The sequence below is a fragment of the Aeromonas sp. ASNIH7 genome (assembly GCF_002903485.1).
In the GTDB taxonomy this organism is placed as follows: domain Bacteria; phylum Pseudomonadota; class Gammaproteobacteria; order Enterobacterales; family Aeromonadaceae; genus Aeromonas; species Aeromonas caviae.
Genome location: NZ_CP026226.1, coordinates 3,206,964 through 3,220,775 on the forward strand (window position 1 = coordinate 3,206,964; position 13,812 = coordinate 3,220,775).

The following is a 13,812-nucleotide window of genomic DNA, read 5'->3' on the forward strand; positions in this document are numbered from 1 at the left end:
GGCCGCAGTCCTACCGTGGCGTCAGTAAAAAGCCCCGCACCTTGGTGCGGGGCTTTTTGTTGCCTGCCGTCGGCCCCTTGGTGGGGGTCGGGGCAGCGTCCAGGGGCCAGCAAACAAAGAGCCCACCGCAAGGTGGGCTCTGTCATACGGGGCCTGCGTCCGGGATCACAGGAAGGGCAGGGCCAGGAACAGCTTGATCACCACGGCGTTGATGATGTCGATGAAGAAAGCACCGACCATGGGCACCACCAGGAAGGCCAGGTGGGAGGGGCCAAAGCGCTGGGTGATGGCCTGCATGTTGGCAATGGCAGTGGGGGTGGCGCCGAGGCCGAAGCCGCAGTGACCCGCCGCCAGCACGGCCGCATCATAGTTGCGCCCCATGACCCGGAAGGTGACGAAGATGGCGTAGAGCGCCATGGCCACCGTCTGAACGGCCAGCAGGATGAAGATGGGCAGGGCCAGGCTTGCCAGCTCCCACAACCTGAGGCTCATCAGCGCCATGGCGAGGAAGAGCGACAGACTGACGTTGCCGAGCAGGGAGACCTCGCGGTCGCTCACTTCGTGCCAGTTGAGCAGGGTGAGCAGGTTGCGCAGCAGCACGCCGACAAAGAGCACGCAGACGAAGATCGGCAACTCGAAGACGCCGCCCTTGAGATAGAGGGCCAGCATTTCGCCCCCTTTCAGGCTGATGGCGATGAGTGCCAGGGTCTCGATCAGGCTGAAGGTGGTGAGCGGGCGCTCCATGTCCGGCATTTCGAAGCCCTGGGGGGCGCCGTCACGGTTGTGCTCCTCACCGGGCACCTGCACCTTCTTCACCAGATAACGGGCCACCGGGCCGCCGATGAGGCCCCCCAGCACCAGGCCGAAGGTGGCACAGGCAATCGCCAGCTCGGCGGCGGATTGCACGCCGTACTTCTCGGTGAAGATGGAGCCCCAGGCCGCCCCGGTGCCGTGGCCGCCGGAGAGGGTGATGGAGCCGGCCAGCAGCCCCATGTGGGGATCCAGCCCCAGCAGGGTGGCCAGACCCACCCCCAGGCTGTTTTGCACCAGCAGCAGGCCGGTGACCACCAGCAGGAAGGTGGCCACCGCCTTGCCGCCGCGCTTGAGGCTGCCCAGATCGGCGGAGAGGCCGATGGAGGCGAAGAAGGTCAGCATCAGGGCCGTCTGCAGGCTGGTATCAAATTGCAGTTCGATCTGCAGGGTGGAACGCAGCACCAGCAGCACCAGGGCAACCACCAGGCCACCGGCCACGGGTTTGGGGATGTTGAAAGTGCGCAGGGGTCCTATCTTGTTGACCAGCAGGCGGCCAAGCAGCAGCACCAGGGTCGCGGCGACCAGGGTGGCGTAGGCATCAAGTTGTAGCATTCAGTGCTCCCATGTTGATCGGCTGTGTCTTTGGCGAGAAAGACTCACGGATCCAGCCGGGATGAAACAGAGTGGCGAACGCGCCAGTGACAGAGGGGCCGCAGCCCCGTCCCTCTGCAAAAGAGGGGGTCGACACGAGCCCGTGTTCGTCGGGCGTCCAGATGAGATTTGTGAAAAACCCGCCGGATACTAGCAAAAAACACCAAGTACATCCACATATGTCACATTAATGATTAAAACATGGTGTTAACATGGCATTTAAAACTGCCTCGCCGACTGTGCTCCGGATCGCAACAATGCTGCTGCGGCTGTCATTTGCAGCGGCACTCTTTATAATTCGCCCGGTTCCGCCCCCACGGGAGGACACAGACCCTCAAGAGGTCTGCTGATGACCGATATTGAGCCCGCCCGCACCATCTGAAGGACGGGGGCTGTATCGGTTGAGCCCTGTTTGATTTGCCGGTTTCCAGTCCAGAGAGAGGAGAGGGTGTGAAGAAGTCCATCTACATTGCCTACACAGGCGGCACCATAGGGATGCAGCGTTCCGACCACGGTTATGTACCGATGGCGGGCTTCATGGAGGACTGTCTGGCACGGATGCCCGAGTTCCATCGACCGGAAATGCCCGATTACCATATCCACGAATATGCCCCCCTCATCGACTCTTCCGACATGACGCCGGCAGACTGGCAGCGCATCGCCGAGGATATCAAGGGCAACTACGACAAGTACGACGGTTTCGTCATTCTGCACGGCACCGACACCATGTCGTTCACCGCGTCTGCGCTCTCCTTCATGCTCGAAGATCTGCACAAGCCGGTCATCATCACCGGCTCCCAGATCCCCCTGGCCGAGCTGCGCTCGGACGGTCAGCAGAACCTGCTCAACGCCCTCTATATCGCGGCCAACTACCCGATCCACGAGGTGACGCTCTTCTTCAACAACCAGCTCTATCGCGGCAACCGCAGCAAGAAGGTGCATGCCGACGGCTTCCACGCCTTCGACTCGCCCAACTACCCGCCCCTGCTCAATGCCGGTATCGCCATCTCCCTGGAGGCAGGTGAGCTGGGCGTGCCGTGCGATCGCCCCCTGGTGCTGCACGACATCACCCCCCAGCCCATCGGGGTGGTGACCCTCTACCCGGGGATATCGGCGGAGGTGATAGCGAACATCCTGCAACAGCCGGTGCGTGCGCTGATCCTGCTCTCCTTCGGGGTGGGCAATGCGCCCCAGAACCCGGCCATGCTGGCGCTGCTCTCCGAGGCATCTGCCCGGGGCGTCATCATCGTCAACCTGAGCCAGTGCCTGCACGGCAAGGTCAACATGGGGGGCTATGCCACCGGCAACGCCCTCTCCCGTGCGGGAGTGATCTCGGGCTTTGACATGACCGCCGAGGCGGCGCTCACCAAGCTGCACTTCCTGCTGAGCCAGGATCTGCCGGCGCCACGCATCCGCGAGCTGATGCAGCAGTCCCTGCGCGGGGAGTTGACCCCCTGACTTTCCCTCTCACCCTAACCCTCTCACAGCGGGAGAGGGGATAGATCGAGGTGGCGAGGTTTGCCATGAAGATCGCCGGCAGGTGGCCCGCTGACTGCTCGCAGGGGAGTGCCAGCTCCCTTCTCCCCTGGTGGGAGAAGGGCCGGGGATGAGGGGGATGAGTCATCCTGCATAGAGAGGAAAAAAGAGGGGAGCCATAATGGCTCCCCTCTTTCGTTTCGTTACCGCGATAGGTGACGTGCGGCCTGCCTCAGTGGCTAAGGTCGACCCGCACTATCTCTTCCTCGTCGCGATATTGGCGCTTGAGCTCGCTCTTGCTCTTCATCACGATCTCGCCGTCACGGCCGATGTTCATGTGCTCGGGGTTCTCAAGGTGCATCGCCTGCCAGGCCATCACGGCCTGCAGGGAGGTGGCCTTCTGCTCCTCGGTGAGGGGCTTGCCATCCGGCCATTTGCCGAGCTCGACCGCAGTCTTGAGCCGCTCGTACACCTCTTTGGGCATCTGCGCTATCGCTTGTTGAAACGTCACTTGCTGAGACGACATCCGGCCTCTCCTTGAAAATTGAGCCATGAACGTGGGGTCAGGCGGGCAGATCCTGTCGGACTATACCGGCAGATCCTGGCGGACTACGCCAGCCATCTGCTCCATCACCCGGACTACCTGACAACTGTACCCGAACTCGTTGTCGTACCACACGTAGAGCACGCAGTGATCCCCCTCGGCGATGGTGGCCTGGGAGTCGACGATGCCCGCAAAACGGGAGCCCACCATGTCGGAGGAGACCAGCTCGGTGCTGGCGCTGAAGTCGATCTGGCGATGCAGGGCCGAGCTCAGTGCCATCTGCTGCAGATAGGCGTTGAGGCTCTCCCGATCGGTGGTCTGCTCCAGCGACAGGTTGATGATGGCAAGCGACACGTTGGGGGTGGGCACCCGGATGGCGTTGCCGGTCAACTTGCCCTTGAGCTCCGGCAGCGCCTTGGCCACCGCCTTGGCGGCGCCGGTGCTGGTCATCACCATGTTGAGGGCTGCGCTGCGACCGCGGCGCTCGCCCTTGTGATAGTTGTCGATGAGGTTCTGATCGTTGGTGTAGGAGTGGACCGTCTCCACGTGGCCGTGGCGGATGCCGTACTTGTCCTGCATCACCTTGAGCACCGGGGTGATGGCGTTGGTGGTGCAGGAGGCGGCGGAGACTATCTTGTCATCCGGGCCTATCACCTCGTGGTTGACCCCGAACACCACGTTCTTCATCTCCCCCTTGCCGGGGGCGGTCAGCAGCACCCGGGCGGCGCCACGGGCCTTGAGGTGCTCGGACAGCCCCGCCTCGTCACGCCAGACGCCGGTGTTGTCAACGATCAGCGCATTGTCGATGCCGTAGGCGGTGTAGTCGATGTCGGCCGGGCTGTTCGCATAGATCACCTGGATGAAGGTGCCGTTGGCGATGATGGCACTGCGTTCAGCATCCACCTCGATGGAGCCGTTGAAGGGGCCGTGCACCGAATCGCGGCGCAACAGGCTGGCACGCTTCTCCAGATCCCCGTCGCGACCGCCGCGCACCACGATGGCGCGCAGGCGCAGGGAGTTGGCGGCGCCGGTGCGCTCGATGAGCAGACGGGCCAGCAGGCGGCCGATGCGGCCGAAGCCGTAGAGCACCACGTCGGTCGGGGCGGGCACAGCACTGCGGTTCAGGGCCGGTGCCAGCTTGGCGCGCAGATAGTCCTCGATGCCGGCTTCATCCTGGTGATCCTGCCAGTAGCCCACGGCCAGTTTGCCGAGATCGACTTCGGCGGCGGTGGGGTTCAGGGCGACGATGGCGCGCAGGAGAGGGAAGCTTTGCTGGATGGGCAGCGGGGAGCCCTGGTGGCGGCGAACGACCCGGTGGGCCTTGAGGATATCGATGGTGGAGGCGTTTTGCAGCGGGCGTCCGTAGAGGGTGATCTCTATCCCTTGCTGTCGGTAGAGGCGACCTATCAAGGGTTGCATGGCTTCGGCGAGCTCCTGGCTCTCCTGCCACGCCTGCAAGTAGTGCTCGTGGGTCATTAACCAGATCCTTTTATTTCACGTTGTTGAAGCAAGTTGCCTGGGCAAATTGAAATTCGTCGAAGGCAGATCAGTGTAGGGCTGATGGTTTCGTTATATTATTCTGCAATCGCGGCCTTATACGGCGCGCGCATTGTAATGGATATGTAGCCTGTTTGCTAGTTGGCGGTGGCCGGTGCGGGTTGCGATTGTTATCAACCAGATGTGAACCATGACCCTATTCTCACAGCGTCCGTTACTGCTTTCCCTCGCTTGTTGCCTGACGTTGACGGCCTGCGACGACGACAGGATCCACAACATCTGCTCCCAATATCCCGCCCTGTGCGCGGACCTGGTGGACGACGGCTGGTGTCGCTATGAGCGCAGCGACGTCATTCGCGGTCGTTACTATCTCCAGGAAGAGGGGACGGACAGGCGCAAGTACGATCTGATGCGCGGCCTGGAGCGTTATCTGCAGTGCGCCGAGCACTCCACCAACATCGAGTACAAGCGGGCCAGGGAGCAGAAGAGCCCCAGAGTGGAAGGGATGCTGGCCGCCGGCCGTCAACTGGAGCAACTGGATGCTCAGACCCGGGGTTCCCGGGATCCCTACCTGCTGCTCTGGCACTGGACCAACAACACCAGTCCCGAGGCCCGCACCAGCTTCCTCGCGCAGGAGGGGACGCCGAGCCTCGAGGAGCCCGAGCTGCAACTGGCGCTCGGCGGCATTTATGCCAAGAGCGAGCCCGAGAAGGCCATCAGGCTGATGCACCATGCGCTCTCCCTCTATCGGGAGGGGACAAGGTCAACAGCCGGATCCTCACTGCCCTCAGCACCCTCTACATGGGGCAGAAGCGATTTGATCAGGCCTATCTGTGGGGCAAGGTGAGCGAGTCATTCCAGGAGAGCCCCGAGGTCTCCGCCACCCGGCTCGGCATTTACCATGCCATCGGCAAGGAGGAGCAGGAGACGCTGGACGACCAGGCGGCCACCATCGTCGATGCACTCAGGCAGGGGAGCTACCGCACACCATGAATCCGACCCTGTCAGAAGCCCGGGAGTGGGCCCATCCCTTCGATATCCGTCTCGTCCACGGCCAGATCCGCGGCGAGGACAGGGTGCTTGAACGGGCCACGGTGAGGGCCGTGGTGATGCGTGGTGATCGACTGCTGCTGGTGCACTCCCGCGTCAATGGGGATCTCATGTTCCCCGGGGGCGGCATCGAGCACGGGGAGGCGCACGATGCGGCCCTGGCCCGGGAGCTGCGGGAAGAGTGTGGCGCCGAGCTGGTGGCCGTGGGCCCCCTGCTGGGAGAGACCCGGGAGTATCGTGCCGCGCGCGAGCCGGATTACGATGCCTACTGCATCCGGTCGTCCTATTACCTCTGCCGGGTCGGGGAGGACTGGAGTGCGCCGCGCCCCCAGCCCTACGAGATCCGCCTCGGCTTCACGCCGGGCTGGTTTCCCCTGGCCGAGGCCCTGCAAACCAACAAGACCCAGCTGGCGGGTCCCTGTCCCCAGTGGACGGCGCGAGAGACCCGGGTGCTGGCAGAGTTGCACCGCTGGCAAGCGTCCGGCTTGCTGACCTGACAAGGCCGCTTGCCCCATAAAAAAACCGCCTGTCGGCGGTTTTTTTATGGCTGTCCCCGGCGTCAGGGGAGACAGACCGGGCAGAAGGCGTAGGTGCCCTGGGGATCGTTGAAGCGGGTCAGCGGGTCCAGAGTGCGGTTCATCTCCAGCAGCGCCTTGCCAAGCCCGGCGGGCAGCCAGCTTTGCAGGTGCGGGGCCAGCGCCTGGGCGCTGCTGTCAAACAGCTCGCGCAGGAACTTGTCCCTGGCCGACTCTTCCGGTGCGATGGGGGTGACCTGCCAACTCTTGAGGTTGGCGAGATCGGCGGCCGCCTTGAGGGCGTCATCCAGATTGCCGAACTCGTCCACCAGCCCCAGTGCCTTGGCATCCTGCCCGGTCCAGACCCGGCCTTCGGCGGCTTTTTCCGCCTCTTCCGGGCTAAGGCCCCGGCCCTTGCCCACCAGGCCGACAAAGCGCTGATAGGTGTCTTCCACGCTCAGTTGAATGGCTTCACCCACGTGATCCGGCAGGGCACGGGTCAGCCCGACCCCCACGAAGTCGGTGGTGCCGACGCCGTCGGTGTGTACCCCGTACTGGGAGAGCGCCTTGTCGATGGTGGCGAACATGCCGAACACCCCGATGGAGCCGGTGAGGGTGGTGGGGGAGGCGAAGATCTTGTCCGCATCGGCGGAGATCCAGTAGCCACCGGAGGCGGCGTAGCTGCCCATGGAGATGACCACCGGCTTGCCCGCCTGTTTCAGGGCCAGCAATTCGGCGCGGATCTGCTCGGCGGCGAAGGCGCTGCCGCCGGGGCTGTCCACTCGCAGCACCACGGCTTTCACCTGATCGTCACGGCGGGCTTCGGCCAGCAGATCGGCAAGGCTGTCGCCACCGATGGTGCCGGCAGGCTGGACGCCATCCATGATGGCGCCGCTGGCGGTGATGAGGCCTACCTCATCCTTGCCGCTCTGGGGGTACTGCTCCGGGATGGCGGCCAGATACTCTTTCAGGCCCACGCCTTTCCAGCCGTGATCATCGGCCTCGCCCACTTCCTTGATCACCGCCTGGGTCATTTCGTCGCGGGTGGCGAGCTGATCCACCAGACCGTTGTCGAGGGCGTAGCTGGCCGCATTGCCACCGGCCTTGCGCAGCAGTTCGAGGAAGTGATCCTTGTTCGGTGCCACGGCATCCGGTTCGATCTCCCGCTGCTCCGCCACGTCGGTCACATAGGATTGCCACAGCTGATCCAGCCAGCGCTGGTTCGCCTCCTTGCTCTCGGGGGACATCTCGTCCCGGGTGTAGGGCTCGACAAAGGACTTGTAGGTGCCGACCTTGAAGACGTGCGGGGTGATGTTGAGCTTCTCCAGTGCCGATTTGAAGTAGGTCTGGTAGACACCCAGCCCCTCGATCAGCACGGCACCACTCTGGTTGAGCAGCACGTGGTCGGCGTGAGCGGCGAGCAGATAGGCCCCCTGGCTGTAGTAGTCCGCCATGGCGATGACCGGCTTGCCGCTCTCCTTGAAGGCGTCGATGGCGGCCGTCACCTCCTGCAGTTTGGAGAGGCTGGCCCCTTGCAGACCCTGGGGTTTGATCACCAGCGCCTTGATGCGATCGTCATTCCCCGCGCTCTTGATGGCCCACAGCAGATCGGAGAGGACGATTTCGCTTGGCTGCTCGTCCCCCTTGTCCATCTGCCTGAGCAGTTGCACCGTGGGATCGGTCTGGGTGCGCTGTTCTACCAGCACACCGGAGAGATTGAGGGTGAGCGCCCCCTCGATGGGGGTGCTTGGGGTCTCGCTCTGTCTGACGCTGAAGACAATGACCAGCACGACGAGAAGAAACAGCAGGTTGACCAGCATCAAGCGGGTAAAGTTGAGCAGGCGCCAGAGGCTGCGAAAGAGCCATCCCAGACCTTTGAAAATAGACATAGCTGCGTTGTCGCCCTGTTAATGGGTTGAGAGCAGCCATTATTAACCAGTTGCGCAGCCAATTGCCATTTCCCCTTGAGTCGACTGCCTCCCCGCCACTTCGGAACACGGCTGTTCGCTGAAAAAATGTCCAAACATTTGTTTGAAAAAGAGTTTTCGATTCTTTACTCTAGCTCCAGTTTGATAACAAAAAATTAACTGAAAGGCCCGATGAGCCGGCCCCACCTCCACCCACCCCTTCTTTTTACTGCCCGTCACCCGAGGCAGCCAGGAAGGCTGGAGCATGACCCCGTGCACATCGACCTCGACAAGGAGTGCATCATGAGCCGTTATCCCACGCTGCTGACCCCCCTCGATCTGGGTTTTACCCAGTTGCGCAACCGCGTACTGATGGGGTCCATGCACACCGGCCTCGAGGAGGAAAAGGGGGGCTTTGACAAGCTGGCCGCCTTCTATGGTGAGCGGGCCCGTGGCGGGGTCGGTCTCATCGTGACCGGCGGTATCGCCCCCAATTTGCGGGGGCGGCTGGTGCCCCACGGCTCCCAGCTGAGCTTTCCCTGGCAGGTAGCCAAACACCGCAAGGTGACCGAGGCAGTGCATCAGGAAGGGGGCAAGATAGCGCTGCAGATCCTTCATGCGGGCCGCTACGCCTACCATCCGTTCAGCCTGGCGCCGAGCGCCCTCAAGGCTCCCATCTCCCCGTTCAAGCCGCGGGCCATGAGCGAGCGGCAGATCCGCGGCACCATTCGCGACTTCGCCGCCACTGCGGCGCTGGCCAAGGCGGCCGGTTATGACGGGGTCGAGGTGATGGGCTCGGAAGGCTATCTCATCAACCAGTTCATCTGCGAGCGCACCAACAAGCGCACCGACGGCTGGGGTGGCAGCAGCGAAAACCGCATGCGCTTCCCGGTGGAGATTGTCCGCGCCATGCGGGAGCGGGTGGGCACGGATTTCATCATCATCTTCCGCCTCTCCATGCTGGATCTGGTGGAGCAGGGCTCCTCCCTTGAGGAAGTGATCACCCTTGGCCGGGCACTGGAGCAGGTGGGGGTGACCCTCATCAACACCGGTATCGGCTGGCACGAGGCGCGCATTCCCACCATCGCCACCAGCGTGCCGCGCGGTGCCTTCAGCTGGGTGACCGCCGAGCTGAAAAAGCACCTCAAGGTGCCCCTCATCACCACCAACCGCATCAACACCCCCGAGGTGGCAGAGCGCATCCTGGCGGGGGGGGAGGCGGACATGGTCTCCATGGCGCGCCCCTTCCTGGCAGACCCCGAGTTCGTCATCAAGGCGGCTGAAGACAGGGCGGACGAGATCAACACCTGCATCGCCTGCAACCAGGCCTGCCTCGACCACGTGTTCAAGCAAAAGCGTGCCTCCTGCCTGGTCAATCCCCGCGCCTGTTTCGAGACCGAGTTGACGTTTGGCCGGGTGCCCCAGCCCAAGAAGCTGGCGGTGGTGGGGGCGGGTCCTGCGGGGCTGGCGTTTGCCTGCTATGCCGCCGAGCGGGGCCATCAGGTGAGCCTGTTCGATCAGGCGAGCGAAATCGGCGGCCAGTTCAACTTTGCCAAGCAGATCCCGGGCAAGGAGGAGTTTCACGAGACCCTGCGCTACTTCGCCAAACGGCTTGAGAAGTGCGGCGTCGAGCTCTATCTGGGCCAGCGCCAGAGTGCCGAGAGCCTGCTGGGCGGCGGTTTTGACGAGGTGATCCTCGCCACCGGCATCCGCCCGCGCACTCCCAACATTCCGGGTATCGAGCATGCCAAGGTGATGAGCTACCTCGATGTCTTGCGTGATCACAAGCCGGTGGGCGAGAAGGTGGCGGTGATCGGCGCCGGTGGTATCGGCTTCGATGTGGCCGAATACCTGGTGGAGAAGAGAGGATCGCCGGATGCTGAAAGCCATCGCGATCACTGGCTCAAGGAGTGGGGCATCGACAAGCAACTCGGTGAGCGCGGCGGCCTGACTACCCCCGAGATCGATGCGCCCGAGCGCCAGATCTGGTTGCTCCAGCGCAAGGAGAGCAAGGTGGGCGACGGCCTTGGCAAGACCACCGGCTGGATCCATCGCACCGTGCTCAAGAATCGCAAGGTGCAGATGCTCTCCGGCGTCCAGTACCTGCGTATCGACGATGCCGGGCTTCACATCCAGGTGGGCGACCAGCAGCAGTGCCTGCCGGTGGATCAGGTGATCATCTGTGCCGGACAGGAGCCCCTCAAGGAGTTGCAGGCCGGTCTGCAGGCTGCTGGCAAGCCGGTGCACATCATCGGCGGGGCCGACGTGGCCGCCGAGCTGGATGCCAAACGCGCCATCCGGCAAGGGGCGGAGCTGGCTGCCGTCATCTAGCCTCCCGGACCTTTCGTATCCTGACAAACCCCTGAACCCCAGGGGTTTTCTTCATCCGGTGCTGTGCTAAGGTAGCGCCATCATCGCCTTTGACAAGGAACTGCCCCATGGATGCCCTCCATCTGTTACTCAATCGCCACTCCTGTGGTCGTCTGGCCGAGCCTGCCCCGAGTGGCGAAGTGCTCGACAATATCCTCAAGGCCGGGCTGCGGGCGCCGGATCACGGCACTCTGACCCCCTGGCAGTTCATTCTGTTTGAAGGGGAGGGGCGTGAGCGCCTGGGGGCATTGCTGGCCGATGCCGCCCATGCCCGTGGCGAGGATGCGGACAGTGTCGAGAAGTGCCGCGCCGCGCCACTGCGTGCTCCCCTGGTGATCGCGGTGGCGACCCGTTATCAGGCGCACCCCAAGGTACCGAAACTGGAGCAGGAGCTCTCTGCCGGTTGCGCCCTGATGGCGATGCAGATGGCGGCCCAGGCCCAGGGCTTCAACGGCATCTGGCGCTCCGGCTGGTTCATCTTCGACGAGCAGATCCATGGTGCACTGGGGCTGGCACCGGAGGATCAACTGGTGGGCTTCCTCTACCTTGGCACCCCCATGCTGGAGGCCCGCAAGCTGCGCGAGTTGCCCATCCAGGACTTCGTGCGCAGCTTCTGAAGCACAGAACGCCAAAAGCCCTGATTATTCAGGGCTTTTTTGTTTTCTGACAAAGCCGTCAGGCTGTACTGATAAATGCGCACTTGCCAAGAGGGGAGAAGGGGGTTGGCCGGACATTTTTTGAATTGTGAGAGATTCTTCTCACTCCTGGTTTATTACGCTATGTAAAACGTTTGCGCCACGTTATTATCCCACTGCCAGTTTAGAAGGTGACCCCTTCTAATTTTCTGCGATGAGAGTCGCAATTCCGTAGCACCTTTTTAGAGCCCAACGTCTTGATGACATTGGGCTTCATTTTTTTGCGGGATCGGCACGTCAGCGTTCTTTCTCCTCTGCCTCTCTTCTGCCTCTTCTCTACCTCACCTTGTCTCTTTCCGGCGATCTTTTGCACAGCCATTGATGTGGTCTCGATTGGAATCAGGATCAGGGTCAAATATCCTGCATTTGCAGGTGAAATCCGGCCCGGGATCCGCCAGCATCGGCAGAGACAAGAGAGCCAGCGGCTTCCCTTCAATGTCGACTGCCCGCACCTTTGCCATCCGGAGGCCATATGTGGTTCAACCGCAAGCTTGAAAAAGAGAATCAACAGCTCAGGGAGACGATGCTTCTCAAAGAGCAGCAGCACCAGAGCGAGCTGGCCGAATTGCGCGCCACCATCGGTGAATACGAGCACATGCAGCGCACCAGCCGGGAGCGTGGCGATCTCTTCAATCAAGTTATCTCCTGCCAGAACCAGGGAGGTGAGATGCTGCAGAGCGTGCGGGAAGCACTGGCCGGCAGTGCCGAGCACCTGATGGCGGAAAAGGGCGCGCTCTGCGAGCTGGATCAGCTCTTTGCCTAGACCCGGGGCGCCATCACCCGTCTCTCCGAGCGCGCCCATGCCATCACGGATGAGGCGGCTCGCAGCCTCGCAGCCGTCCATCAGCTCGATGCCAGCACATCCGCCATCAACCAGTTCGTGACCGCCATCCAGGGCATTTCGGATCAGACCAACCTGCTGGCACTCAATGCGGCCATCGAGGCGGCCAGGGCCGGTGAGGCTGGCCGTGGATTCGTCGTGGTCGCCGATGAGGTGCGTCAGCTGGCTAGCAAGGCCCATGAGGCCAGCAGCCAGATCGAGGTGCTGGTCAGACAGATAGTGGCCCAGGCGCAGGAGATCAAGTCCATCATCGATGACAACCAGGCCAGTGCCGCCGAGGTGGCGACCTCCTCCTCCCAGATCGATGTGGTGGTGACCCAGGTGCTGGCACAATCAGGCCGGATGCAGCAGGTGATCCACAGTGCGGCCTCCACCTCCTTCCTCAATACCACCAAGCTGGATCACGCCGTCTGGAAGAACACCATCTATCGGCTCATCGATCAGCAGCATTTTCACGAGCCGGTGAGCGACCACGCTCAGTGTAGGCTGGGCAAATGGTATTTCGAGGGGCAGGGTGCGGAGCTCTTCGCCCACAAGCCGGGCTTTCGTGAACTGGACGGGCCCCACAAGCGGGTCCACGAGAGCGGCAAGGCCGCCCTGCACGCGCGCGAGCAGGGGGATATCAAAAGCATGGTCGAGCAGCTCAAGACCATGGAAAACGCCAGCATGCAGGTGGTGCACTGCATCGACCGCTTGCTGGAAAGCGCCTGAGCGAGCCTCGGGCCTTCCGCTCAACCTTTGACTGGCAGCAGCCGTGCCGGGTTGCCTGCCACCCTGGCACCGGCCGGTACATCTCTGGTCACGACCGAGCCCGCACCCACGACGGCTTCCCGCCCTATGGTGACGCCGGGCAGCAGAATGGCGCCGCCGCCTATCCAGACCCTGTCTTCGATGGTGACCGGCAGCGCCGTCTCAACCCCCTGAATGCGCTCATCGGCGTCCAGCGCATGGGCGGCGGTGTAGATCTGCACGTTCGGCCCAATCATCACCTCGGCACCGATGTGAATGGGGGCATTGTCCAGCAGGGTGGCCCCCATGTTGATGTAGCTACCCTTGCCAAGGTGGATGTGGCGGCCATAGGTGCAGTAGAAGGGTGGGCAGATGAAGGCACCCTGTGCCAGCTCGCCGACGATCTGCAGCAGCAGCGCCAGCTGTTCATCCTCCTCGTCGCTACGATTGAAGCGGCGGTACAGGCGGGCCGTCTCCCGGCGCAACAGCTCCAGCTCTGGCGCTATGCAGTTGTAAGGCTGGCTGGCGATCATCTTCTCGTATTCGGTCATGACTGGGCCTCGATGGGGTGGAGGAAGAGAGGATAAGCCATCGGGAGGCAGAGAAGCGTGAGGCTCTCCCCAGAGTGGGCAGAAGGAGAATGGGCGTCCGGAAACGACAAGGGCACCCTGCTGGGGTGCCCTTGTCGTTCAACGACCTAAGTGTTGCCGCTGTGGCCTGTTGCTTGTCAGCCGAGTGTGCGGCTGATGGGTTGGCAACTGCCGTGGCTTGTTGTTTATCAGCC

11 protein-coding genes and 2 pseudogenes are annotated in these 13,812 nt (G+C 62.6%); 8 read left to right on the forward strand and 5 right to left on the reverse strand.

The features are described from left to right. Nucleotides 1–165 precede the first annotated feature (165 nt). Nucleotides 166–1,365 (reverse strand): sodium/glutamate symporter, encoded by a 1,200-nt coding sequence (gltS, locus tag C2U47_RS15065; RefSeq protein ID WP_041212483.1) that lies wholly within the window; start codon nucleotides 1,363–1,365, stop codon nucleotides 166–168. Nucleotides 1,366–1,854: 489 nt separating this feature from the next. Here gltS and ansA point away from each other — a divergent pair, with 489 nt between their 5' ends. Further along, nucleotides 1,855–2,862 (forward strand): asparaginase, encoded by a 1,008-nt coding sequence (gene ansA / locus C2U47_RS15070; RefSeq protein ID WP_010675424.1) that lies wholly within the window; start codon nucleotides 1,855–1,857, stop codon nucleotides 2,860–2,862. A gap of 250 nt (nucleotides 2,863–3,112) precedes the next feature. Here the strand turns inward: ansA and C2U47_RS15075 are convergent, their stop codons facing one another. Continuing rightward, a complete protein-coding gene (locus tag C2U47_RS15075) occupies nucleotides 3,113–3,406 on the reverse strand; it encodes a YeaC family protein (RefSeq protein ID WP_010675423.1) in 294 nt (97 codons plus the stop codon). Between the two features lie 60 nt (nucleotides 3,407–3,466). Continuing rightward, nucleotides 3,467–4,900: a glyceraldehyde-3-phosphate dehydrogenase gene (locus C2U47_RS15080; protein ID WP_069784397.1), complete on the reverse strand. Its 1,434-nt coding sequence runs from the start codon at nucleotides 4,898–4,900 to the stop codon at nucleotides 3,467–3,469. A 211-nt stretch (nucleotides 4,901–5,111) separates the two neighbouring features. On the opposite strand from C2U47_RS15080, the pseudogene C2U47_RS15085 reads away from it, so the two are divergent. After that, nucleotides 5,112–5,914, forward strand: a pseudogene (locus C2U47_RS15085) (DUF2989 domain-containing protein). Continuing rightward, on the forward strand, nucleotides 5,911–6,468 hold the full coding sequence (locus C2U47_RS15090) for an NUDIX domain-containing protein (protein WP_048207040.1): 558 nt from the start codon (nucleotides 5,911–5,913) through the stop codon (nucleotides 6,466–6,468). Before C2U47_RS15085 ends, C2U47_RS15090 begins: the two are co-directional and overlap by 4 nt. A 62-nt stretch (nucleotides 6,469–6,530) precedes the next feature. Here the strand turns inward: C2U47_RS15090 and sppA are convergent, their stop codons facing one another. Next, a complete protein-coding gene (sppA, locus tag C2U47_RS15095) occupies nucleotides 6,531–8,375 on the reverse strand; it encodes a signal peptide peptidase SppA (protein WP_069784399.1) in 1,845 nt (614 codons plus the stop codon). A 321-nt stretch (nucleotides 8,376–8,696) separates the two neighbouring features. Here sppA and C2U47_RS15100 point away from each other — a divergent pair, with 321 nt between their 5' ends. The 5 genes and pseudogenes from C2U47_RS15100 (at nucleotide 8,697) to C2U47_RS23780 (ending at nucleotide 13,010) form a co-directional block, all read left to right on the forward strand. Further along, nucleotides 8,697–10,724 (forward strand): NADPH-dependent 2,4-dienoyl-CoA reductase, encoded by a 2,028-nt coding sequence (locus C2U47_RS15100; protein WP_069784466.1) that lies wholly within the window; start codon nucleotides 8,697–8,699, stop codon nucleotides 10,722–10,724. Between the two features lie 107 nt (nucleotides 10,725–10,831). Continuing rightward, nucleotides 10,832–11,380: an NAD(P)H nitroreductase gene (locus C2U47_RS15105; RefSeq protein WP_069784400.1), complete on the forward strand. Its 549-nt coding sequence runs from the start codon at nucleotides 10,832–10,834 to the stop codon at nucleotides 11,378–11,380. Nucleotides 11,381–11,981: 601 nt separating this feature from the next. Then, a complete protein-coding gene (locus C2U47_RS23340; RefSeq protein WP_233735818.1) occupies nucleotides 11,982–12,221 on the forward strand; it encodes a hypothetical protein in 240 nt (79 codons plus the stop codon). Nucleotides 12,222–12,263: 42 nt separating this feature from the next. Continuing rightward, nucleotides 12,264–12,617 (forward strand): annotated as a pseudogene (locus tag C2U47_RS23775) (methyl-accepting chemotaxis protein); the annotation flags it as partial. A gap of 24 nt (nucleotides 12,618–12,641) precedes the next feature. Next, nucleotides 12,642–13,010 (forward strand): CZB domain-containing protein, encoded by a 369-nt coding sequence (locus tag C2U47_RS23780; protein WP_231563281.1) that lies wholly within the window; start codon nucleotides 12,642–12,644, stop codon nucleotides 13,008–13,010. A 20-nt stretch (nucleotides 13,011–13,030) separates the two neighbouring features. On the opposite strand, the gene C2U47_RS15115 is transcribed toward C2U47_RS23780, so the two are convergent. Beyond that, nucleotides 13,031–13,579, reverse strand: a complete 549-nt coding sequence (locus tag C2U47_RS15115) for a sugar O-acetyltransferase (RefSeq protein ID WP_069784401.1) — start codon at nucleotides 13,577–13,579, stop codon at nucleotides 13,031–13,033. Between the last annotated feature and the right edge of the window lie 233 nt (nucleotides 13,580–13,812).

Bases quoted from the DNA above. Each gene is read 5' to 3' on its own strand.
- gltS (WP_041212483.1), bottom strand. From the start codon at position 1,365: ATGCTACAACTTGATGCCTACGCCACCCTGGTCGCCGCGACCCTGGTG.
- C2U47_RS15075 (WP_010675423.1), bottom strand. From the start codon at position 3,406: ATGTCGTCTCAGCAAGTGACGTTTCAACAAGCGATAGCGCAGATGCCC.
- C2U47_RS15080 (WP_069784397.1), bottom strand. From the start codon at position 4,900: ATGACCCACGAGCACTACTTGCAGGCGTGGCAGGAGAGCCAGGAGCTC.
- C2U47_RS15090 (WP_048207040.1), top strand. From the start codon at position 5,911: ATGAATCCGACCCTGTCAGAAGCCCGGGAGTGGGCCCATCCCTTCGAT.
- sppA (WP_069784399.1), bottom strand. From the start codon at position 8,375: ATGTCTATTTTCAAAGGTCTGGGATGGCTCTTTCGCAGCCTCTGGCGC.
- C2U47_RS15100 (WP_069784466.1), top strand. From the start codon at position 8,697: ATGAGCCGTTATCCCACGCTGCTGACCCCCCTCGATCTGGGTTTTACC.
- C2U47_RS15105 (WP_069784400.1), top strand. From the start codon at position 10,832: ATGGATGCCCTCCATCTGTTACTCAATCGCCACTCCTGTGGTCGTCTG.
- C2U47_RS23340 (WP_233735818.1), top strand. From the start codon at position 11,982: ATGCTTCTCAAAGAGCAGCAGCACCAGAGCGAGCTGGCCGAATTGCGC.
- C2U47_RS23780 (WP_231563281.1), top strand. From the start codon at position 12,642: ATGCAGCAGGTGATCCACAGTGCGGCCTCCACCTCCTTCCTCAATACC.
- C2U47_RS15115 (WP_069784401.1), bottom strand. From the start codon at position 13,579: ATGACCGAATACGAGAAGATGATCGCCAGCCAGCCTTACAACTGCATA.